This is a genomic window from Pseudomonas sp. PB106, assembly GCF_009764645.1.
Lineage (GTDB): Bacteria > Pseudomonadota > Gammaproteobacteria > Pseudomonadales > Pseudomonadaceae > Aquipseudomonas.
Genome location: NZ_RWIM01000005.1, coordinates 32,596 through 53,492, shown reverse-complemented (window position 1 = coordinate 53,492; position 20,897 = coordinate 32,596). Strand labels below are relative to the sequence as shown.

Sequence of the window (20,897 nt, the reverse complement as noted above, 5' to 3'; positions counted from 1 at the left end):
AACTCCTGGGCAGTGGAAGATAAAAAGTCAGTCTGCTAATTCAGCGCCGATGGTTTCGGTCGATTTTTTTTCGTTGTTGAGCAGGACGTTGAGCAGGATGGCAGTGATCGCACCGAGGAAGATCCCGCTGTCGAGCACCAGTTTCAGTGTCGGGCCGACGTGTTCGAATAGCGCCGGAAAGGACATCGGCAGCACGCCAACACTGACCGACACGGCGACGATGATGCCGTTACGCGTCCCTTCGAATTGCACCCGCGACAGTTCCTGAATCCCCGCCACCGTGGTCATGCCGAACATCACGATCGCGCAGCCACCCAGCACTGGCGTCGGCACGGCGGCGATCAACGCGCCGAGTTTCGGGAACAAGCCCATCAGCACCATGATTGCCCCGGCAGCGGCCACGACGAAGCGGCTTTTCACATTGGAAAGCGCAATCAAACCGGTGTTCTGAGTGAAGGCGTTGTAGGGAAAACTGTTGAACAAGCCACCGAGCATGGTCGACAAGCCGTCGGCGCGAAACGCGTTACCGAGGGTTTGTTGCGTGGTCGGTTTGCCGGTCAATTTGCCGATGGCCAGGCAATTGCCGGTGGTCTCGGCCATGATGACCAGCATCGCCAGGGTCATGATCAGGATCGGCACCGGCGCGAATTCCGGCGTCCCGAAGGCCATTGGCGCACTCAGTTCAAACCACGCCGCTTCGCTGACCCGGCTGAAGTGCGTCATGCCGCAGAGCGCTGCGATCAGGCTGCCGACGAACAAGCCGATGAGCACACTAAGGTTGCCGATGAAGCCCTTGAACTTTGCGTAGATCACCAGCGTCACGCTGACCGTGGCCAAGCCCAGCAACAGGTTGGCGGGATTGCCAAAATCCGCCGAATCGGGATTGCCGCCGCCCAGCCAGATTGCCGCCGCCGGCATCAGCGAGATGCCGATAATGGTGATCAGACTGCCAATCACCACCGGCGGAAAAAACCGCAGCAAGCGGCTGAACACCGGCGCCAGGGCAATCGTAATGAAGCCTGCAGCAATCACCGCACCGAAAATCTGACTGAGGCCGAACTCTTTACCGATCATGATCATCGGCGCCAGAGCAATGAACGAGCAGCCCTGAATCAGCGGCAGGCGCGCGCCGAACTTCCAGAAGCCAAGGGTTTGAATCAGTGTCGCCACGCCAGAAGTCAGCAGGTTGGCGTTAATCAGCAAGACGATCTGCGCCGAGGTCAGCCCCATCGCGCTACCGAGAATCAGCGGCACAGCCACCGCTCCCGCGTACATCACCAGCACATGCTGCAAGCCGAACGTAAACAACTGTCGCAGTGGCAAAACCTCGTCCACCGGATGAATGCGTTGTGGGGTCATTTCACACGCTCCTGAAAGTGCGGCATCTGTTGAGATCGCGGGCATGCTCAGGGGCGTTTGCAAGGATGGATCCGCCCCGGAGATCGTTTGACGCGGGGCCATCTTTGAACGTTTATTGCGATGAAACAAATTAGCAACCATCGCTTTTTTCGATGGCACAATCAGGCGATTGTTAACCGCTGCAACCCCCTTACCTCGACACGGGAGTTCACCGCTTGCGCTTCTCACTCGATCAACTGTTGATGTTCGTCCAGGTAGTCAAAAGCGGATCGTTCTCCGCCGCCGGGCGCAAACTGGGCAAGACTCAATCGACCATCAGCGCAGCGATTGCCAACCTTGAAACGGATCTGGGCGTCGACCTGTTCGACCGCAGCAACCGCAGCCCTGCCCTCACCGCCAGCGGCCACAAATTGCTGGTGCAGGCCGAAGCCGTGCTCGAGCGCTGCATGACCTTCGAAGCCCACGCCGACTGCCTTTCAGACAATGTAGAACCGAGCCTGACGCTCGCCATTGAAACGCCGTACGGCCCGATCATGCCGGTGCTCAAAGCCTTCGAAGCCGCGTTCCCCTTTGTCGACCTGATCATCCGTCATCCGGTCTATGGCGACGTCAGCGAACTGGTCAGCAGCGGTGAAGCCGTCCTCGGCGTCGCGTTCTCCCAGCCCGGCTACCCCAAGGAACTGGCGTTCCAGCAACTGGGCAAACTGATCATGCTGCACGTCTGCCACCCCGAGCATCCACTGGCGCAACTCGACAACGTCACCTTCGACGACCTGCACGTCCACCGCCGCCTGGCCTTCAGCGCCCACGCGAGCAAACTGCCGAGCAGCGAATACCTGCGCTCGACCCAGTTGTGGCAAGCGGAAAGCTATCTGGCGTTATTGGAAATGGTCCGCGCCGGACTCGGCTGGGCCACCCTGCCCCGCCAGCTTATTCAGCGTGAGCTGGCCAAGGGTGAACTGGTGGAAATGCAGCTCTCGGCGTATCCGCATACGGACTGGCAGATTGGTGTGGATTTGCTGTGGGCGCGGCAGCGGCCGCTGGGTAAGGCGGAGCGTTGGCTGAAGGAGAAATTGCAGGGCAACAAGGTGTATGAACTGGATCGCAATGGGCAGATCACCACGCTGTGAGGTGGATCGCTGTTCACGCCGGGAAGCAAAGAGGCCCGCAGTGCGGGCCTCGATTAAACGCTGTTGTAGCTACGCCAATTTGGCTGTTTCAAAGTGACCGCGAGCTTGTCACACCACTGCGGCTGCAATCGTTCTGGAACGCCAGGCAAACGCCAACACCATCAGCAGTCCCAAGCCCGCCATTGCCGCGCCAGCCAGCGAAATCGCCGGATAACCGAGACCCGCGTTGATCACCGCACCGCCCAGCGCTGCGCCAATCGCGTTGCCGAAATTGAAGGCGCCGATGTTCACTGCCGAGGCCAGATTAGGCGCGTCCTTGGCCGCTTCCATCACGCGCATCTGTAGCGGTGGCACCAAGGCAAAGCTGGCGATACCCCAGATCAGAATGGCCACGGCGGCGGGCAGCGGCCAGCGCATAAGTACAGTGAACGCCAGCAAGACCAGAATCAGCACGCTCAGCGAGGCAATGAGGGTCCGATCTATCGAGCGGTCCGCCGCTTTGCCGCCCCACATGTTGCCCAGCGTCAACCCAACACCGTAGAGCACCAGCATCGCGGTGATGTAGGCAGTTGAAGCATGGGTCTCGTTGCTGAGGATCGGTGCGATGTAAGTGAACACGGTAAACATCGCACTCGAGCCGACGACGGTCAGGGCCAGCGCGCCCAGCACCGGGCCGCGCGCCAATACCCGAATTTCCGCCATGACCCCGACGCTTTGCGGCGCCCGCACATTGGGCAGCGCGAACCACAGCGCGGCCATCGTCACCACGCCCAATCCGGTAATGCCCCAGAAAGCCGTGCGCCAACCGTACAACTCGCCGAACCAAGCGGCCAACGGCACACCGCCGATGGTCGCCAGGGTCAGGCCCATGAACATCGCAGCCACCGCCCCGGCACGTTTTTCTGGCGCGACCAGGCTGGCGGCGACAACCGAGCCAACGCCAAAAAATGCACCGTGGTTCAGCGAGGTCACTACCCTGGCGATCATGAGACTGTAGTAATCGGTGGCCAAGGCTGACATCAGATTACCCAGGGTAAAAATCGCCATCAGCCCGATCAGCAGATAGCGCCGGGGAATCTTGCCGGTAGTCAGGGTCATCAGTGGTGCGCCGAGCAATACCCCCAGCGCATAAGCACTGACCAGCAAACCGGCAGCGGGAATGGAAACGCCCAAGTCTGCAGCGATACCCGGCAACATGCCCATGGGGGCGAATTCTGTTACGCCGATGCCGAAGGCACCAATGGCGAGTGCGACAAGTGGTGGATTGATACGCATGGAAAGCTCCTCATCTATGCCGCCAATGCTACGATCCCGGCTTTTCAGGCGGTAGACTGCATTTTTGGCAATCACCTTTGCGTAGGAGGCACAAGTGGATTTCAACGGCAGGTCAGGTGAAATGAGCGTGTTCACCACCGTGGCGCAGGAAGGCAGTCTCTCGGCCGCCGCGCGTGCACTGGGCCTGACGCCCTCGGCAGTCAGTCGGATCATCGCGCGAACCGAGCAACGTCTCGGCACCCGCCTGCTGTTGCGCACCACCCGCGCGATCACCTTCACGGCCGAGGGCGAAGCGTTCCTGCGCGGCGCCCGGCGTATCCTCGCCGACATGGACGAGGTCGAAGAAGCCATCGCCGATCAAGGCGTACCCAAGGGACGACTGCGAGTCAGTGCCGCCCTTGGCCATGGTCGGCTCGCCATCGTTCCCTTGGTCGCAGCCTTCAGCGCCCGTTACCCGAACATCGTCGTCGACCTCACCCTCGGCGACGAAGTGGTCGACATTCTTGGCGGCCAGGCCGACGTCGCGGTGCGCTTTGGCCATCTACCCGACAGCCCGCTGACCGCGCGCAGGCTCGGCGACACCGGTCAGGTCGTGGTGGCATCGCCGGAGTATCTTCAGCGCCATGGCACACCGCAGAAACCGGAAGACCTGTTGCAGCACAACTGCCTGCGCTTCAACTTTCGGCGTGCCGAGTCCAACTGGCCGTTCATCCGCGATGGCGAAAAGTTTTCCCTGAAGGTCACTGGCAACATCGAATGCAGCAGTGGTGAAGCGCTGGCGCAACTCGCGCGGGTCGGTGCCGGCATTGCACGCATCGGCGATTTCAGCGTGCGCGAGGATCTGCAGCGCGGCGACTTGATTGCGCTGTTGGAGGCCTTTAATCCCGGGGACGAGGAACCGATTCACGCAGTGTTCGTTGGCGGAGCGGCAATGCCGGCGCGGGTGCGATTGTTCGTGGACTTCTTGCTGGAACATCACCGGATGTAAGTCGCCAGTCATGGGTGCAACACCTACCACCCCAAGCGGCATCGCTTTTCGATAAACCAGGCGTAAAAATCGCAACTTGGCGGCAAAAAGTTGCGAATTTCAGGGAACTATTAACTTCCACCCATGGACAGAGCTGCTATCGCGGCGATAATGCAAACGTCGCACTGAAAATTCCTACAATAAATGGAGCGGATAAATGGGCCGTGCACGCAATGAGTTTGAATTCTGGTGGGGTACGTCCGGGGAGTGGGTCGAGCCGCCGAATGTGCGCCGCAGCGGCACCAGTGGTGTCCAGCTGATTGTGAAAGATGACAAGACGTTTTTCGTCAAGCGTCAAACCGGCCATCTGTTTCGCAGCTTTCGGTATCCCACTGGCCGCCCTACCGCTCTGCGTGAAGGCGTTGCACTGTCCAGACTGCAGAAGCTGGGCGTGAATGCTCCAAGACCGGTTTTTTATGGCGCCAGAAAGGTCGAAGGCGTGTGGCAAGGTGTCTTGGTGACCGAAGATCTCGGCGGCTTCATTGATCTGGATACCTGGTATGGCCAAGGTGCCGCGAGCCTGTTGACGACAGAGCAGCATCAGCAACTTTTACAGCGTCTGGCGCAAATGCTCGCGCGGATGCACTCGGGCAAATGGCAGCACGGTTGCATGCGTTCCAAGCACATCTTCATCAAGGCATCGATGACGGGCGAGCAGTTCGATTTCGAACTGGCCCTGCTGGATCTGGAGAAGTCTCGCGGTCGTGTGACTGCAATGGGTGCGGCGCGGCACGACATCCCGCAACTCAGACGGCATTCTTTCTGGGATCAAGCGCAGTGGCAGAGTTTCCTTTCTTACTATGAGCAAGCCATTGGTCGAGCCATGTAAGCCATTGCGTGTAAAGCGGTCAGCCTCCCTCACAATCTCCGGTATTTGAATCCAGGGCATTGTGAGGGGGCGATAACAATAAGGGCTTCCAGTCGGGAGCGCCCTAGTTCCTGAATCAGCGGCGCAGTAGACGATTGACCAACAGCAACAGACCCGCGCCAATCGCGAGTGCGGCGACAGGTTTCTCTTTGACGAACGTCGAGACACTGTCGAGTGTATCGCCGTAGGTTTTGGTCAGTTGGCCAGCAGCCTGGCGCCCTGCCCCCTCAGCCTCCAGTGTCGAATCACCCATCAGTCTACCGACTGCGCTCTGCGCCTTGCCGGCCAGTTTTTCCGCTACACCTTCTACTTGTTCGCTCTTCATGATTCTTCAAACCTGCGTGTGTGAGTGGGGAAATCCGACAGCCCTGACCGCATGGCGGGCAGCCAGACATTAGGGGCGTTCGCCGTATGATTAGTTCAAAGATGATGAGCCCCACAGTTTTCCCTTCTTTCATAGAACCCCTCCCAACCAGAGGGGTCTGGTCTTGAATCACTCTCGGGAATCAATCCAATGTCCGCGCAACGCAGTCTTGTCATACTCGCCCGGGGAGGCTACGCCGCTCGAGGTGTGCTTTACCTGATCATCGGTATCTTCGCGTTGCTGGCAGCGCATGACTCGACAAAACCCAAAGACAGCCACAGAAGCCTCGAGGCGTTGCTGGCTCAGCCATTTGGTTATTTTCTGGTTGGGATTGTCGTGGCGGGCCTGCTCGCTTTTGCCGCCTGGCGTTTCCTGCAAGCGACTCGCGATGTCGACCATCACGGCAAAAACTTCAAAGGTCTGGTGATTCGCGCCGGTCTGTTCGCGGGCGGTTTGGTCAACGGTGCGCTGGCATTCTTTGCACTGGGCCTGCTGGTCAGCGGCATTAAAAGCTCGGGCGATTCCGGTGGCCAGACCAAGGACTGGCTGGCGCATCTGTTGTCTTGGCAATACTCGAATCTATTGGTGTACCTGATCGCGCTCATTCCGCTGGGCGTGGGAATTGCTCACATCATCAAAGGCTGGAAAGCGTCATTCGAGAAATACTTTGAAGCCGACGAAGACGTCATGCAGTACGTCCGCCCGGTGTCGCGGTTCGGCCTGATCGCCCGTGGTGTCGTGTTTATCGAAATTGCCTTGCTGCTGGCCGTCAGCGGTTCCGCATATAAAGCCATGGACCCACCGGGCATGAAAGAAGCCCTCGACGCCCTGCAGAATTTGCCAGCGGGATGGCTGATATTGATGGTGATGGCTGCGGGGCTGATTGCCTTCTCGGTTTACAGTTTCTCTGAAGCGTACTGGCGCAAGATTAATATGGATGTGCCGGGCGTGTCGGGATCGTTGTAATTAGCCAAATGGAAAAAGGCGCGAGGGAGCTTGCTCCCTCGCGCCCATCAAAGCGTGATCATCAGAAATCGACAGTAGCCGACAGCAGATAAGTCCTCGGCGTCGACAACGTCAGCCCCGGCTCACTGTCATCCGAGGCCCCCGCCGAACTCCAATAGCGTTTATCCAGCACGTTTTCGATATTGCCGCGCAAGGTGATGGTCTTGTCGTCAACTTTGAAGGCATAGCGCGTGCCCACGTCGAAGCGCTCCCACGAGTCGATTTCCTTGTCGTTGGACTGGTCCAGATACTGCGAGCTCGAATAGATACCACGAGTTGTCAGCGTCAGCCCCTGCACGGTCGGCACGTCCCACTCGGCGCCGAGGTTGACGTTGTATTTGGGCGTCGCCGGCGCCCGATTGCCGTCGAAGGTGCCGTTGGTGGTCTGGGTCAGTTCGCTGTCGATGTACATCACACCACCCAACAACCGAAAACCTTTGAGCGGTTCGCCGAACACGCTCAACTCCACGCCATTGTTCTCGCGCTTGCCATTGGGCCCGAACACCCGCGTGGTCGCATTGGTTTCATAAGCTGGTTGCTTGATGCGGAACAGCGCAGCGGTCAGCGCGTAGGCGCCGGCATCGTATTTGGCGCCGACTTCAACCTGGCGGCTAATGAACGGCGGGAAGATTTCGTCTTCGTTGATGGAAGTCGACGGCGCGATCTTGCCTTGGCTCAGGCCTTCCATGTAGTTGGCGTACAGCGAAAGCTTGTCGGTCGCCTTGAACAGAATCCCGCCCGAGGGCGAAACCTTTTCCTCGTCATACGCGGTGTCGCCTTTGATGTCATCGCTCCAGTCATCGACTTTTACCCGCTGCCAGCGCGCGCCGAGAGTCAGCAGCAAGCGATCATCGAAAAAGCCCAGGGTGTCGGACAGCGCCACGCCGCTGAAGCGGTTTTCGGTGTAGACCTTGGCGTCATTGCGCGTCGGCGTGCCGGGTTTTGCGGTTTCGACCGGGTCATACAAATTGCTGCGCCCTGCCGCGTAACGCGCGCCGCCGTTCTCGAAATCCATGTAGAAGTAGCTGGCCGCGAGATTGACCTCGTGGCTCACCGGCCCGGTGTGGAACCAGTTGCGCACGCCCGCCGTGGCCGTGCGTACGTTTTCGTCGCGGGTGAAGTCGCGTGGCAGAACGCTGAAATCACCGGCGTCATTGGTGACGGAAACGGCGTGGCGCAGGAAGTCATGATTACTTTTGCGCGCACCGACGCCGCCGTACAGCATCACCGAATCATTGACGTCGAACTCAGCGTTGAGCGTACCGAAGGTGTCCTCGGTTTTCGCCTGGCTCCACGGTTGCGCGTAGTTGCGATGCACGCTGTTCGGGCTCGGCACCTTGGCATTCGCCGCGACCTGCACGCGTTCCTGCGGTGCATCGGTGTCGCGCTCGGTGTGGCCAATATCGGTGGAAAGCCGCAAGCGTTCACCGCGAAAATCCAGGCCCAGCACGGCCATGTCACGGTCGACACTTTGGTGATCCCACTCGGTGTCGCCGGACTGTTTGACGCCGTTGAAGCGCAGGCCGAATTGATTGTCCTCGCCGAAGCGCCGCCCGACATCCACCGCGCCGCCGACCTGATTGTTCGAGGCGTAATTGGCCGTCAGCGAGGTGATCGGTTTGTCGGTGGCACGCTTGGGCACCACGTTGATCCCGCCGCCGACACTGCCCCGTGGCGAAATACCGTTGATGAGCTGGCTCGGGCCTTTGAGGATGTCGACGCGATCGGCCATTTCCATATCGATCGTGTAAGTGGGCAGCACGCCATAGAGCCCGTTGTACGCAACGTCACTGTTAAACAGGCTGAATCCACGGATGGTGAATTGCTCATAACGCCCGCCGGCGGGGTTGGTCGCACGCACCGACGGGTCGCTGGCAATCAAATCACCCAAGGTGCGCGCCTGCTGATTCTTCACCGCTTCGCTGGTATAGGTGGTCATGCTGAACGGGGTTTCCATGAAGTCTTTCGACCCCAGCAAACCCTGCGAGCCACGCCGCGCAACTTGGCCGCCAGCGAACACATCGGCATCGCCCGAACCGGTAGCGCCGAGGATCGACGTCGGCGCCAGTTGCAGGCTGCTGCCCTCCGCGACTGGGATCAGCGTGTAGGCATGATCGCCCACCGGTTGCAGTTGCAGGCCGGAGCCCAGCAACAACCGGGTGAACCCCTCCTCCACGGCGAATTCACCGGACAAACCGTTGCTGTTGCGGCCACTCACCAGCGCCGGATCCACCGAGAGATTGACCCCGGCCAACCCGGCAAAGCGGGTCAGCGCAGCACTCAAACTGCCGGCCGGCACCTGATAACTGCGGCGGGCGGCGTCATCGGCCCAACTGGACTGCATCAACACGGGGCTGGCACTCAGGCTCAGCACGAAGCTCAACTGCAACAACGGACGCAAACGACTTGGGAATACTGCGGGCATTGGAAGAAGCTCTCGATTTTGTTCACTTATCTGCAATGACCGGTGAGGCGAAAAAAAGGGACAGGCTTCAGACGATATTTTTTCGCGGCGTCAGCGTGACCCAGAAACGCGTGCGCGAATGCACTTCCAGCGGCAGACTCGCCGCCAGCAGCGCCAGTACTTTATCGGTGTCGTCGAGGCGGAAACTGCCGGTGATGCGCAAGCGTTCCAGTGTCGGATCCCAACGCAACAGCCCCGAGCGATAACGGCTCAACTCGCGCAGGAACTCACCCAGCGGCTGGTTGTGCGCCATCAACACACCGTCACGCCAACCGGGCATTTGTGAATCGAACATTGCGACCGGTCCGGCGCCCCAGGGTTGCAGATTGACCTGTTGCCCGGCATTCAATTGCAGCGCCGGTCCGTGTAACGGCAGTAACTGCACCGAACCGCTGACCACCGAGACGTTGCAATCACGCTCATTGAGACGCACGCAGATTTCGCTGCGGCTAACGATGATCCGTCCGTAAGGCGCATTGATCGTCAACGCAGTGCTGCCGGGCACATTGAGCGCCATCTCGCCACGCACCAGGGTCAATTGGCGGCTGGCCAGATCAACGTTCACCGCGCTTGCCGTGTTCAGTTGCAAGGTGCTGCCGTCGGCCAACGGGATCTGCATGCGTTCGCCAGTGCCGGTGTGCAAATCGGCACGCCAAACGTCGAGCGGCAACTGGCGACTGATCAGCCACGCCGCCGGCACCAGCGCGGCCAGGCCCAGCGCCCGCTTCAGCGCCGCACGCCGCGCCAGGTCCGGGCGATCCAGCGTGGCCATGGCCAGTTCTGCCGGCAAACCGGAGAAACGCTGACGCAACAATTGGATCTTCTGCCATGCGTTTTCATGGCGACTATCGCTGTCGCGCCAGGTTTTCAGCTGCGCGTGATCCGCCTCACTGGCCTCGCCCGATTCGAGCAATGCCAACCACTGCGCGGCGGCACGCGCCACGTCGCGCGCTTCGGAATTGGGAGCTACGCGCATCATAGATCCAACATCAAGAAATGCTCATAAGCCGTTGCCATATAACGTTTTATTGTTCGTTCAGACACTTGCAAACGCTCGGCGATTTCACGGTAGCCGAGGCCTTCGAGCTGACTCAAGAGAAACGCCCGACGCACCGCTCGCGGCAAACCGTCGAGCAGTTCATCCAATGCTTGCAGGGTTTCCAGCAGCAGCCAACGCTGCTCGGGCGACGGCGCGCGCTCTTCCGGCAACTGCGCGAGGGCTTCGAGATAGGCTTTTTCCAGACTGCGCCGGGTGTAGAAATTGCTCAGCAGACGCTTGCCCACGGTCAGCAAATACGCGCGCGGTTCACGCATGTCGGCGATCGGTTGCGCGCTGCACAGCACGCGCAGGAAGGTGTCCTGACTGAGATCGGCCGCATCCCACGCGTTGCCCATGCGCCGCCGCAGCCAGGTTTCCAGCCAGCCGCGATGATCGCGATAGAGTTCGTGCAGGTGCTGCGGCGATGGCGTCGCTGCTTCAGTCATCTGGAGAGGCCCTGCGCGAAGTCAGAATTCAAATGAGACTGATTCTATTTAACTTTGCCCAGGACACAAAGGGCTTTTTTAGCCGTCACACCGGTCGACTGCGCCCTCGTTGCCAGATCTGCCTTAACTCGCCTCGGTGTGCAGCACCTTGCAAGGCTGTAAAAAGAAAACCTTGGCGGACGTCAGAAGGAATGACGTCGCTGAACAGTTTTACTCCCTTGGCGACTTTGACCCAGTTGTTTTCTGTTGCTTTTGACTCTCTGCTCATAAAACGCTCGCTGCTGCGGATCGAGTTGACGAGGCTGCCATTTGAAGCCTTGCATTTCCGGTTTGCTCGGAACCCATTCCTGGATGCCCACAGGCGTTGCGATGACAGCCGACGCCTCTCGGTGACCGGCCTTTCTGTCCTCCAGTTCCAACGCGATCGTCAACCGCTTGCTTTCATCTACCGCACTTCCCGCCAGTTCTCGTTCAAGCGTACGTATGGCTTCGTATCGGCCGTGACCTTCACTTTTAACTTTATAGCTTTGTGCGGTATGCACTTGAACTTCGAACTTGGTTTTGCCATCGGGTAAAAGGAAATTCGCGTTAATCCCTCGATAGCTCTGATCCGGGAAAAATGTATTGCGGATCAGCACCGGCTGATAGCCTTCGCTGCCCAATGCATGAAACGTTCGGACCACGCCTTGAACGAAGGACTGCTGGTCCTGTTCACTGATTGGCCCCTCAGTGCCGAAAGGAAAGCCTATGGTGTAGCGAAGTACATCATTCATTTGATCCGGCGGCGCCACACTCAACTTCTGCGCGAGCGATTCTGCACCCTTCACTCTATATTCCCGACCATAAAGCTCCGCACCGAGCTCCGCGGCGGCTTTATCCAGGACTTCCGTCAATGCCGGCTCATACGCACTGATCCGTTCAATCATCGTTTCGGCGACGGCCAAGCGTTGGTCTGGAGGAACGATTTGATTGCCTTGCCCAATACTCTCCCGGTTACGGCCGTCGGCGTCCCTGTACGAAACCGGATTACTCCCCACCATCTGATAAAGGTTCAATCCATCAGCCTCCAGTGCAGGATCGGTGCTGAGCCAACGCATCAACCACGGGGCGTAAAAGCGCTTTCCGTAATAATAAAGTCCCGTTGCATCACGGATCTTTCCCGAGTATCGAACACTCTTGTAACTCGCCTCTACAGCAGAGCCCGACGCCCACCACGCTGTACTTCCATAGGGGTGATATTCCTCGTGGCTGATCACGCGGCCGTTTTCATCCAGTTCTAACGACACGCTTCCCAACAGGTTGTGCACGGCATAACGAAAGCGATCGTTGGCCAAACCCTGTGGCGGTACTGAATCCCAGTGCAACACGCGCAGATCCAGAACTCCGGCTACGACATCAATAACCTGAAGCCTTTCACCGGTCATGGTATCGGTATGCAACTCAAGTGCTGGCAGGTAGTGGGTGGCCGATAACTGCCCCTGCGATCCAGATGTTGTCATGCGTGACTTGCGCAGCCGCGATCCCGATGCGTCATATTGGTAAAGCTCACTGTCGTTGGCGGCATCTCTGCGCACAACCTGACTGACTTGCCGCAGTTGATTGCGCAAACTCCATTCCATCGCCTGGCCTGGTTGCAATACCTGCTGGTTTCCGTTCGGATCAAAGAAAGCGTCAGGATCAGGTTCACGGCCACCGTCTATCCAGGGCACACTTCGATTACTGCGCGGTGCAACTTTCATCCGGCGCCGGAAATTGCCGTTCTCCGCCTGATGTTGCAACTCCAGTAGATTGCCTGCGGCGTCGTAATCATACTGTTCCTGGTAATTTCGCTGGCGGCTGGTGTCCCCGATAGGCGCGATATCCGGGAGCCCTGGCCCCCCCGTGGCGAATATACTTTCCTTGCCTGTCGCCTCAACAAGTTGATACAGCGAGTCATACCGGTAGTTGGTAACCGGTTCGACGCGTTGATTACGATGAAACTGTACAGCTTGCGCTCGATCTTCCTCCCTCAACACATTGCCCATCGCGTCATAGGCATACCTCAGATCCAACAAGAGATGATGATCCGGTTTGCGCACCGTCCGCCGCGCAAGCCTGCCGTTCGCGGGGTCAAATTCGGCACTGAGAACAATCCCTTTTCCCGCCGTCTGGGAAATGACATGCCTGTAGGCATCATAAGTGACCGAACTCACCACACTGTGCGCAAGCGTTGTCTGCGCCAACATCATCCAGACTTCTCTGACGTCACCGGCCAGGTTAAACAATCGAGACTGCGAATTGCCGCTGGCATCCGTCTGACTGACGGTTTGAGCGTTGGGATTACGAACCCAGACAGAAGAGAAACCGGCGGGCTCCAGCCATATTTCCCGACCATCCTCGTCTTGCGTCCAGTCGGGCATTTGCAGAGTATTGAGAAAGCGTCGGGTTTCTATCGCTGGCTGCCCGTGCAGGTCGTACCCGCCCCAGGTTCGACTGCCTGCGCCGTCGTCATGGCGCAACAGCTGCCCGCGCAAATTACTGCCCGCGTCGGCTTCGGCACCGGCATAGCGCAGGCGCTCTACGTATCGCTCTGTGACGCCCGGCGCCTGTTCGCTGGAGTCGGTCAGACGTAACCGGGAGTCATAAAAATGCAGGAACAGACTGGAGCGCGAGTCCCAGACCGATAAAAGCTGGCCCGCCACGCCGAGGAGACTCAGCTGCCATCCTGAGTCCACGCTTTGTCGGCGAACCGGCACGCTAGCAAGGTTGTAGTGCGTTTGCAGATTGGGAGCGACATCACCTTCCAGCTCGTGCAATGCCCATAGACGCGGGTCCCAACTCGCGCACATGCGGCCAGCGGCATCGTGCAGTTGGCGATTGACGCGCGTCTGAACCGGTGCGTCGGATCGACGACGGTGGTAACTGACGGTTCGCACTTTCAGCCCACGAGGGTCAGACGCTGTGATTGTAGGCGTGTGGTAGTGAAGATTCCCTGCCATGTCTGGGCCTCCCTGGAATCAGGTCAGCTTAGCCGGCGCGCCAACAACGTCAATCAGGCGGGGGTTCTACATGACGATGGACGCGGCTCATCGCTTGAGCGTCTCGCTCGGTAACTCCTTGAACAACGCGCGATAACTGCTTGAAAACCGCCCCAAATGCCAGAACGACCACTGCATCGCCACCTCGGCGACCGTGGTTTCCGAGGGGCGGCGCTTGAGCAATTCACGGTGCGCACTGTTCAGTCGACGCAGACGCAGCCAGTGACTCGGGGTCATGCCGGTGTACGCCTTGAACGCGTGTTGCAACTGGCGCAACGACACGCCCGCAACATTGGAAAGCTGGAGCAGATTGACCGTGTCTTCCGGCGAATCAGCGGCCCACTCGCCAATGCGTTTCATGATGCTTCGCTCTTCAGTGCGCCGCTGCAATCCCCCGCCGTCCAGGCATACCCGCGCGTTGTCGAGGATGAACAGACAGTCGTCCAACAGCTGCTTGGTCAGCGCATCTTTATCAAACGGATCAATAGCTTGCGACAACTTCGTGAGAGTCGAGCTTAACCAGCGACTGAACAAGGCGTTCTGTCCGCAATTGAGCTGGGTCATGAACAAGCCTTCGAGTTTTTCCACATCGAGGCCGTGCTGACGAACGAATTCCGGGCCGAACACCACGGCAATTTCCTGGTAGTTCTCCGGGGTGATCCAGATGTTGCGGCTCTCTTCATTGAGCAGATAAAGCGCGTTGTCACTGCGATCAAAACAGAACGCCAAAGCACCCGACGGCGCGCTGAAATTCTGCTCGACCCGGGTATTCATCTGTTCTTCGTAGACCTCGACACCTTGCAGATCCAGGTAGCGAATCTGCCCGGCGAAATGCCCCGGCGACATCTGTTGGTAATGCTGAACCCAGCCCGGTGTGGCGCGGACTTGCTCGGCCACATCGGCGGTGTTGAACGCTTGAACCTGAAGCGGATTGCACATTGTCATGGGGTGACCTTGCGCACTCTTTTGGTGCGCTTTGGTGCTGCTTAAAGTGGATAGATGGAACTGCAAGGCTCGCCCAAGATAGTCGTCAACGCGCCACAGGGGAAGGGGCGGAAGATGAAACCCGCCCTCCCCGGCGTCTATGAAACCAATAACGAGGTCTTTATGAATGCCCCTTTCGATCAGCTGTTCACGTGGCTGAAAGATCACAAGATTACCGAAGTCGAATGTGTGGTCAGTGACCTGACCGGCATCGCCCGCGGCAAGATCGCACCGACCAACAAGTTCCTGCATGAGCGAGGCATGCGCCTGCCGGAAAGTGTGCTGCTGCAAACGGTAACCGGGGATTTTGTCGACGACGACATCTACTACGACCTGCTCGATCCTGCCGACATCGACATGGTCTGCAAGCCAGTGGCTGACGCGGTCTACGTGATTCCATGGGCGATCGAACCGACCGCCATCGTCATCCACGACACCTTCGACAAGTTCGGCAACCCGATCGAACTGTCGCCGCGCAACGTGCTGAAGAAAGTCTTGCAGCTGTACACCGACAAAGGCTGGAAGCCGATTGTCGCGCCGGAAATGGAGTTCTACCTGACCCAACGCTGCGAAGACCCGGACTTGCCACTCAAGGCGCCGCTGGGCCGCTCGGGCCGCGCGGAAAGCGGTCGGCAGTCGTTTTCCATCGATGCCGCCAACGAATTCGATCCGCTGTTCGAAGACGTCTATGACTGGTGCGAACTGCAAGGTCTGGATCTGGACACACTGATCCACGAAGACGGCCCGGCGCAGATGGAAATCAACTTCCGCCACGGCGACGCGCTGGATCTGGCTGACCAGATCACCGTGTTCAAACGCACCATGCGTGAGGCCGCGCTCAAGCACAATGTCGCCGCGACGTTCATGGCCAAGCCGATCGGCGACGAGCCGGGCAGCGCCATGCACATCCACCAAAGCGTGGTCGACATCGCCACCGGCAAGCCGGTCTTCGCCAATGACGACGGGCAGATGAGCGAGCTGTTCCTGCATTACATCGGCGGTTTGCAGAAATACATCCCGAAAGTGCTGCCGATGTTCGCGCCGAACGTTAACTCGTTCCGCCGCTTCCTGCCGGACACCTCGGCACCGGTCAACGTCGAATGGGGCGAAGAAAACCGCACCGTCGGCCTGCGTGTGCCGACCTCCAGCCCTGAGGCGATGCGCGTGGAAAACCGCCTGCCGGGCGCCGACGCCAACCCATACCTGGCCATCGCCGCGAGCTTGCTCTGCGGTTACATCGGCATGGTCGAAGGCATCGAACCGAGCGCCGCCGTACAGGGCCGCGCCTACGAACGCCGCAACCTGCGCCTGCCGATCACCATCGAAGAAGCGTTGACGCAAATGGAAGAGTGCGAAACCGTCGCGAAGTACCTCGGCGACAAGTTCGTGCGGGGTTATGTCGCGGTGAAACGCGCCGAGCATGAAAACTTCAAGCGCGTGATCAGCTCGTGGGAGCGTGAGTTCCTGATGATGAGCGTCTGACCAACCTAAAAAGATCCCCTGTGTCGATCGTTCCCACGCTCTGCGTGGGAATGCAGCCCGGGACGCTCCGCGTCCCATTCAAAGCCGAACGCGGAGCGTCCGTTGAGGCATTCCCACGCAGAGCGTGGGAACGATCATTCTAAGAAGAGGTGTCGAAATGCGTCTATTGAAAACCCTGGTTCCCGCCACACTGGCCCTGATGTGCAGCGTCGCCGCCCAAGCCCAGCCCCAAGTCAGCGTCTACAACTGGACCGACTACATTGGCGAAACCACCCTCGCCGACTTCCAGGCCAAAACCGGGATCAAGGTGATCTACGACGTTTTCGACTCAAACGAAACCCTGGAAGGCAAACTCCTCGCCGGTCGGACCGGTTATGACGTGGTGGTGCCGTCCAACCACTTCCTTGCCCGTCAGGTGAAGGCTGGCGCGTTCCTCAAACTGGATCGCGAGCAACTGCCGAACTTCAAGAATCTCGATCCGAAGTTGCTCGAACTGCTGCAAAAAAATGACCCCGGCAACGCGCATTCCGTGCCGTACCTGTGGGGCACCAACGGCATCGGCTACAACGTCGACAAGGTCAAGCAAGTGCTGGGCATCGATCACATCGATTCCTGGGCCGTGCTGTTCGAGCCTGAAAACCTGAAAAAACTCAGCCAGTGCGGCGTGTCGATGATGGACTCCGCCGACGAAGTATTCCCCGCCGTGCTCAATTACATGGGCATGGACCCGCGCAGCGAGAACCCGGAAGACTTCAAAAAAGCGGAAGCTAAACTGCTGAGCATCCGCCCGTACATCACCTATTTCCACTCGTCGAAATACGTATCCGATCTGGCCAACGGCGATATCTGCGTGGCGTTCGGTTATTCCGGCGACGTGTTCCAGGCCGCCAACCGCGCCAAGGAAGCCAAGAACGGCGTGAACATCGCCTATGCCATTCCCAAAGAAGGCGCCAACCTCTGGTTCGATCTGTTGGCCATCCCCGCTGACGCCAGCAACACCAAAGAAGCCCACGCCTTCATTAATTACCTGCTCGATCCACAAGTGATCGCCAAGGTCAGCGCGTCCGTCGGTTACGCCAACCCGAACCCGGCCGCCAAGCAGTACATGGACCAGGATTTGGTCAATAACCCTGAGGTTTATCCGCCTCAAGAAGTGCTCGACAAGCTCTACATCTCTACCACCCCGCCTCAAGCGATCATGCGTCTGATGACCCGGTCCTGGAGCAAAGTGAAGTCGAACAAATGAATCAGTACACCCAGGAACACGCCCGCTCCTACTACGCCGCTTCAGCGCGGGCGACCACACCGTATTCGACGCTGGACGGTGATCTGACTGCCGATGTCTGCGTGATCGGCGGCGGATTCACCGGCGTCAACACCGCCATCGAACTGGCGCAGCGCGGTTTGTCAGTGGTGTTGATTGAAGCGCGGCGCATCGGCTGGGGCGCCAGCGGCCGCAATGGCGGGCAGTTGATTCGCGGAATCGGTCATGACGTCGACGGTTTCGCCAAGTATGTCGGTCAGGAAGGCGTGCGTTACTTGCAGCGCGCCGGCATCGATTCGGTGGAACTGGTGCGCCAGCGCATCGGCGACAACGGTATCGAGTGCGACCTGCGCTGGGGCTTCTGCGATCTGGCCAACACCACGGCGCAGTTCGCTGCGTTCAAGGATGAGCTGGTCGACCTCGCCGAACTCGGTTATGCCCACGAAACCCGGTTGATCGGCCCGGAGCAGATCCGCCAGCAAGTGGTGAATTCCGACATCTACGCCGGTGGCCTCGTCGACATGGGCTCCGGCCACCTGCATCCGCTGGATCTGGTGCAAGGCGAGGCGCGACTGGCAGCAGCGCTGGGCGTACGGATTTTCGAGCAAAGCCACGTGCTGGAAATCATCCACGGCGCAACCGTGCAAGTGCGCTGCGCAAGCGGCACCGTGCGTGCCGGCAGTCTGGTGCTCGGCTGCAACGCGCATCTGGACGAACTCGAACAACAGCTCAGTGGCAAAGTGCTGCCCGCCGGCAGTTACATTATCGCCACCGAACCGTTGTCCGAGGAGCGCGCCGCGCAATTGATTCCGCACAATCTGGCGGTGTGCGACCAGAAAGTCGGCCTCGACTACTACCGGCTCTCGGCAGATCGGCGTTTGCTGTTCGGCGGTGCCTGTCACTATTCAGGACGGGATCCGGCGGACATCGCCGCCTACATGCGCCCGAAGATGCTCAAGGTATTCCCGCAACTGGCGGATGTGCGCATCGATTACCAATGGGGCGGCAAGATCGGCATCACCGCCAACCGCTTTCCGCAGGTCGGGCGACTCAAGCAACACCCCAACGTGTTCTATGCTCAGGGCTATTCCGGGCACGGCCTGAACGTCACGCACTGGTGCGCGAAACTGCTCGGCGAGGCGATTCACGCCGGGCACAGTCAAGGCATGGACGTGTTCAGTGGTGTGCCACACATGACCTTCCCCGGCGGCCCGGCACTGCGCTCGCCGCTGCTGGCATTGGGCATGTTCTGGTATCGGCTGCGCGAAATCCTCGGCTGACAGGACAATCAGCGCTGTCGCGATCTGATCGTTCCCACGCTCCGCGTGGGAATGCCTCAAGGGACGCTCTGCGTCCAGTGACGCGGAGCGTCACGGGCTGCATTCCCACGCAGAGCGTGGGAACGTTCAAGGAATTAATCCTTTCGGGTTGCTCTATCGCAAGGCACTTCTATATTGATGAAGTGCTTTTGCGTTCCTGACGCTCAGTGCCCAATGAATTAAGGAGGACATGGATGAAGTCGTCAGCCATCGACGAGCCGCGAGCACCAGGCCAAGCCCCAGTCAAAACCCGCCGTTTCGGCATTTCACTTGTATGGATCGTGCCGATTGTCGCCGTACTGGTGGGCATCTCGCTGGTCATACATAACATCCTCCAGGAAGGCCCGACCATCACCGTCACGTTCAAGACCGGTGACGGCCTCACCGCCAATAAAACTGAAGTCAAATACCGCAACGTGGTGATCGGACATGTCTCGGAGGTCGAGCTGGCCGACGATCACAAAAGCGTCAACGCCACGATCAAACTGGCCAAGCAGGCCGAAAGCTTTACCCGCGAAGACTCACAGTTCTGGGTGGTACGCCCAAGAATCGGTGCTGGCGGCGTCTCGGGCATCGATACCCTGCTGTCCGGCGACTACATCGGCGCGGACATTGGCGAGGCCAATAACCGCGCGAAAACCTTCAAGGGCCTGGAAAATCCGCCACCGATCACCTACGGCGAACCGGGCAAGACGTTCACCCTGCACACCGCAGACCTGGGCTCGCTGGACATCGGTTCGCCGGTCTATTACCGCAAGATCCCGGTGGGCCAGGTTGTCTCGTACGCGTTGGACCCGGACGGCAAAGGCGTGAACATCGAAGTGTTCATCCACTCGCCCAACGACGCCTACGTCACCGAGAACACCCGTTTCTGGAACGCCAGCGGCATTGACGTCAATGTCGGCGCCAACGGCTTTGCAGTGAAAACCGAATCACTCTCGACCCTGCTGGTCGGCGGCATCGCCTTCCGCGCACCGGATTACAGCCCCAACGACACGGCCGCCGCTGAAGACCAGAACTTCGAACTGTTCGCCGACCAGTCCGCCGCCCTCGCCCCGCCGAACGGCAAAGCGCAGTACCTGACCCTGCGTTTCGACCAGGCGTTGCGCGGGCTGAAGGTCGATGCACCGGTTGAATTCCTCGGTGTCGAGATCGGTCGCGTGGTCGCCGTCAATCTCGACTTCGACGAAGTCAAACGCACTTTTCCGGTCAACGTCGGCATCGTCATTTATCCGCAGCGCCTGGGCCGTGCGCACACCAAGATGCTCAAGGCCTTCAATGGCAACGAAAACGACGAGGCGACCGGTGCCCGCCTGATTGGCACCTTCATCGAAAACGGTCTGCGGGCCCAGGCGCGCAACGGCAACCTGCTCACCGGCCAGTTGTACATCGCCCTGGATTTCTACCCGAAAGCAGCGAAAGTCGCGTTTGACCCGACAGCGCGCCCGGTCAGCATCCCGACCATTCCCGGCAGCCTCGAACAGCTGCAGGAAAAACTCGAAGCGATGGTCAACAAGATCAACGCACTGCCGGTGGAACGCATCGCCAGCAACCTCGACAGCAATCTGGTCGAGTTGCGCAAAGGCCTGAGCCAATTCAACGCGAAGACCTTGCCGGGCGTGCAAAACACCCTCGCCGATGTCAGCAAGACGTTGCAGTCCGCCAACTCGACGCTGGCCGAGGACTCACCGCAACGCGAAAAACTCACCGAAACCCTCGAAGAGCTCGGGCGCATGTCGCGCTCCCTGCGTGAACTCTCGGATTACCTGGGCCGTCATCCGGAGTCGCTGATTCGCGGCCGTCCCGACAACGCGGCGCCACTGGATCTGAAAGGACCGCCACGCAATTGAGCAC

16 protein-coding genes are annotated in these 20,897 nt (G+C 59.3%); 8 read left to right on the top strand and 8 right to left on the bottom strand.

The annotated features are described in order from the left end of the window. Window positions 1-27: 27 nt before the first annotated feature. On the bottom strand, window positions 28-1,359 hold the full coding sequence (locus tag EJA71_RS00965; RefSeq protein ID WP_158953509.1) for a nucleobase:cation symporter-2 family protein: 1,332 nt from the start codon (window positions 1,357-1,359) through the stop codon (window positions 28-30). 215 nt (window positions 1,360-1,574) lie between these two features. Here EJA71_RS00965 and EJA71_RS00960 point away from each other — a divergent pair, with 215 nt between their 5' ends. Next, on the top strand, window positions 1,575-2,489 hold the full coding sequence (locus EJA71_RS00960; protein WP_158953507.1) for a LysR family transcriptional regulator: 915 nt from the start codon (window positions 1,575-1,577) through the stop codon (window positions 2,487-2,489). 108 nt (window positions 2,490-2,597) lie between these two features. Here the strand turns inward: EJA71_RS00960 and EJA71_RS00955 are convergent, their stop codons facing one another. Continuing rightward, complete coding sequence (locus EJA71_RS00955; RefSeq protein WP_158953505.1) at window positions 2,598-3,764, bottom strand: MFS transporter; 1,167 nt, start codon at window positions 3,762-3,764, stop codon at window positions 2,598-2,600. Between the two features lie 94 nt (window positions 3,765-3,858). On the opposite strand from EJA71_RS00955, the gene EJA71_RS00950 reads away from it, so the two are divergent. Beyond that, window positions 3,859-4,752: a LysR family transcriptional regulator gene (locus EJA71_RS00950; RefSeq protein WP_158953503.1), complete on the top strand. Its 894-nt coding sequence runs from the start codon at window positions 3,859-3,861 to the stop codon at window positions 4,750-4,752. 196 nt (window positions 4,753-4,948) lie between these two features. Beyond that, window positions 4,949-5,620 carry a lipopolysaccharide kinase InaA family protein gene (locus EJA71_RS00945; RefSeq protein ID WP_158953501.1) on the top strand — a complete coding sequence of 224 codons (672 nt, stop codon included), beginning with the start codon at window positions 4,949-4,951 and terminating at the stop codon, window positions 5,618-5,620. A 115-nt stretch (window positions 5,621-5,735) separates the two neighbouring features. On the opposite strand, the gene EJA71_RS00940 is transcribed toward EJA71_RS00945, so the two are convergent. After that, on the bottom strand, window positions 5,736-5,984 hold the full coding sequence (locus EJA71_RS00940) for a CsbD family protein (protein WP_158953499.1): 249 nt from the start codon (window positions 5,982-5,984) through the stop codon (window positions 5,736-5,738). Window positions 5,985-6,173: 189 nt separating this feature from the next. On the opposite strand from EJA71_RS00940, the gene EJA71_RS00935 reads away from it, so the two are divergent. Continuing rightward, window positions 6,174-6,989, top strand: a complete 816-nt coding sequence (locus EJA71_RS00935; RefSeq protein WP_158953497.1) for a DUF1206 domain-containing protein — start codon at window positions 6,174-6,176, stop codon at window positions 6,987-6,989. Between the two features lie 61 nt (window positions 6,990-7,050). Here the strand turns inward: EJA71_RS00935 and EJA71_RS00930 are convergent, their stop codons facing one another. The 5 genes from EJA71_RS00930 to EJA71_RS00910 form a co-directional block, all read right to left on the bottom strand. Beyond that, a complete protein-coding gene (locus EJA71_RS00930; RefSeq protein WP_158953495.1) occupies window positions 7,051-9,453 on the bottom strand; it encodes a TonB-dependent receptor in 2,403 nt (800 codons plus the stop codon). A gap of 67 nt (window positions 9,454-9,520) precedes the next feature. Beyond that, a complete protein-coding gene (locus tag EJA71_RS00925; RefSeq protein WP_158953493.1) occupies window positions 9,521-10,468 on the bottom strand; it encodes a FecR domain-containing protein in 948 nt (315 codons plus the stop codon). After that, window positions 10,468-10,977 carry a sigma-70 family RNA polymerase sigma factor gene (locus EJA71_RS00920; protein ID WP_158953491.1) on the bottom strand — a complete coding sequence of 170 codons (510 nt, stop codon included), beginning with the start codon at window positions 10,975-10,977 and terminating at the stop codon, window positions 10,468-10,470. Before EJA71_RS00920 ends, EJA71_RS00925 begins: the two co-directional genes overlap by 1 nt. 182 nt (window positions 10,978-11,159) lie before the next feature. Then, the gene (locus EJA71_RS00915; RefSeq protein ID WP_158953489.1) at window positions 11,160-13,955 is read right to left on the bottom strand and encodes an RHS repeat-associated core domain-containing protein; all 2,796 of its coding nucleotides are present in this window, start codon (window positions 13,953-13,955) and stop codon (window positions 11,160-11,162) included. An 87-nt stretch (window positions 13,956-14,042) separates the two neighbouring features. Then, a complete protein-coding gene (locus EJA71_RS00910; protein WP_158953487.1) occupies window positions 14,043-14,939 on the bottom strand; it encodes a helix-turn-helix domain-containing protein in 897 nt (298 codons plus the stop codon). A gap of 162 nt (window positions 14,940-15,101) precedes the next feature. On the opposite strand from EJA71_RS00910, the gene EJA71_RS00905 reads away from it, so the two are divergent. The 4 genes from EJA71_RS00905 to EJA71_RS00890 all read left to right on the top strand — a co-directional run bounded on the left by EJA71_RS00905 (window position 15,102) and on the right by EJA71_RS00890 (window position 20,893). Then, the gene (locus EJA71_RS00905; protein ID WP_158953485.1) at window positions 15,102-16,460 is read left to right on the top strand and encodes a glutamine synthetase family protein; all 1,359 of its coding nucleotides are present in this window, start codon (window positions 15,102-15,104) and stop codon (window positions 16,458-16,460) included. Window positions 16,461-16,617: 157 nt separating this feature from the next. After that, window positions 16,618-17,706, top strand: coding sequence for a polyamine ABC transporter substrate-binding protein (locus tag EJA71_RS00900; protein ID WP_158953483.1), 1,089 nt, complete (start codon window positions 16,618-16,620; stop codon window positions 17,704-17,706). Further along, the gene (locus tag EJA71_RS00895; RefSeq protein WP_158953481.1) at window positions 17,703-19,004 is read left to right on the top strand and encodes an FAD-binding oxidoreductase; all 1,302 of its coding nucleotides are present in this window, start codon (window positions 17,703-17,705) and stop codon (window positions 19,002-19,004) included. Before EJA71_RS00900 ends, EJA71_RS00895 begins: the two co-directional genes overlap by 4 nt. Window positions 19,005-19,237: 233 nt before the next feature. Continuing rightward, a complete protein-coding gene (locus EJA71_RS00890; protein WP_158953479.1) occupies window positions 19,238-20,893 on the top strand; it encodes an intermembrane transport protein PqiB in 1,656 nt (551 codons plus the stop codon). Window positions 20,894-20,897: the final 4 nt, after the last annotated feature.

Bases quoted from the DNA above. Each gene is read 5' to 3' on its own strand.
- EJA71_RS00945 (WP_158953501.1), top strand. From the start codon at position 4,949: ATGGGCCGTGCACGCAATGAGTTTGAATTCTGGTGGGGTACGTCCGGG.
- EJA71_RS00940 (WP_158953499.1), bottom strand. From the start codon at position 5,984: ATGAAGAGCGAACAAGTAGAAGGTGTAGCGGAAAAACTGGCCGGCAAG.
- EJA71_RS00910 (WP_158953487.1), bottom strand. From the start codon at position 14,939: ATGACAATGTGCAATCCGCTTCAGGTTCAAGCGTTCAACACCGCCGAT.
- EJA71_RS00905 (WP_158953485.1), top strand. From the start codon at position 15,102: ATGAATGCCCCTTTCGATCAGCTGTTCACGTGGCTGAAAGATCACAAG.
- EJA71_RS00900 (WP_158953483.1), top strand. From the start codon at position 16,618: ATGCGTCTATTGAAAACCCTGGTTCCCGCCACACTGGCCCTGATGTGC.
- EJA71_RS00925 (WP_158953493.1), bottom strand. From the start codon at position 10,468: ATGCGCGTAGCTCCCAATTCCGAAGCGCGCGACGTGGCGCGTGCCGCC.
- EJA71_RS00930 (WP_158953495.1), bottom strand. From the start codon at position 9,453: ATGCCCGCAGTATTCCCAAGTCGTTTGCGTCCGTTGTTGCAGTTGAGC.
- EJA71_RS00965 (WP_158953509.1), bottom strand. From the start codon at position 1,359: ATGACCCCACAACGCATTCATCCGGTGGACGAGGTTTTGCCACTGCGA.
- EJA71_RS00955 (WP_158953505.1), bottom strand. From the start codon at position 3,764: ATGCGTATCAATCCACCACTTGTCGCACTCGCCATTGGTGCCTTCGGC.
- EJA71_RS00895 (WP_158953481.1), top strand. From the start codon at position 17,703: ATGAATCAGTACACCCAGGAACACGCCCGCTCCTACTACGCCGCTTCA.
- EJA71_RS00915 (WP_158953489.1), bottom strand. From the start codon at position 13,955: ATGGCAGGGAATCTTCACTACCACACGCCTACAATCACAGCGTCTGAC.
- EJA71_RS00890 (WP_158953479.1), top strand. From the start codon at position 19,238: ATGAAGTCGTCAGCCATCGACGAGCCGCGAGCACCAGGCCAAGCCCCA.
- EJA71_RS00935 (WP_158953497.1), top strand. From the start codon at position 6,174: ATGTCCGCGCAACGCAGTCTTGTCATACTCGCCCGGGGAGGCTACGCC.
- EJA71_RS00920 (WP_158953491.1), bottom strand. From the start codon at position 10,977: ATGACTGAAGCAGCGACGCCATCGCCGCAGCACCTGCACGAACTCTAT.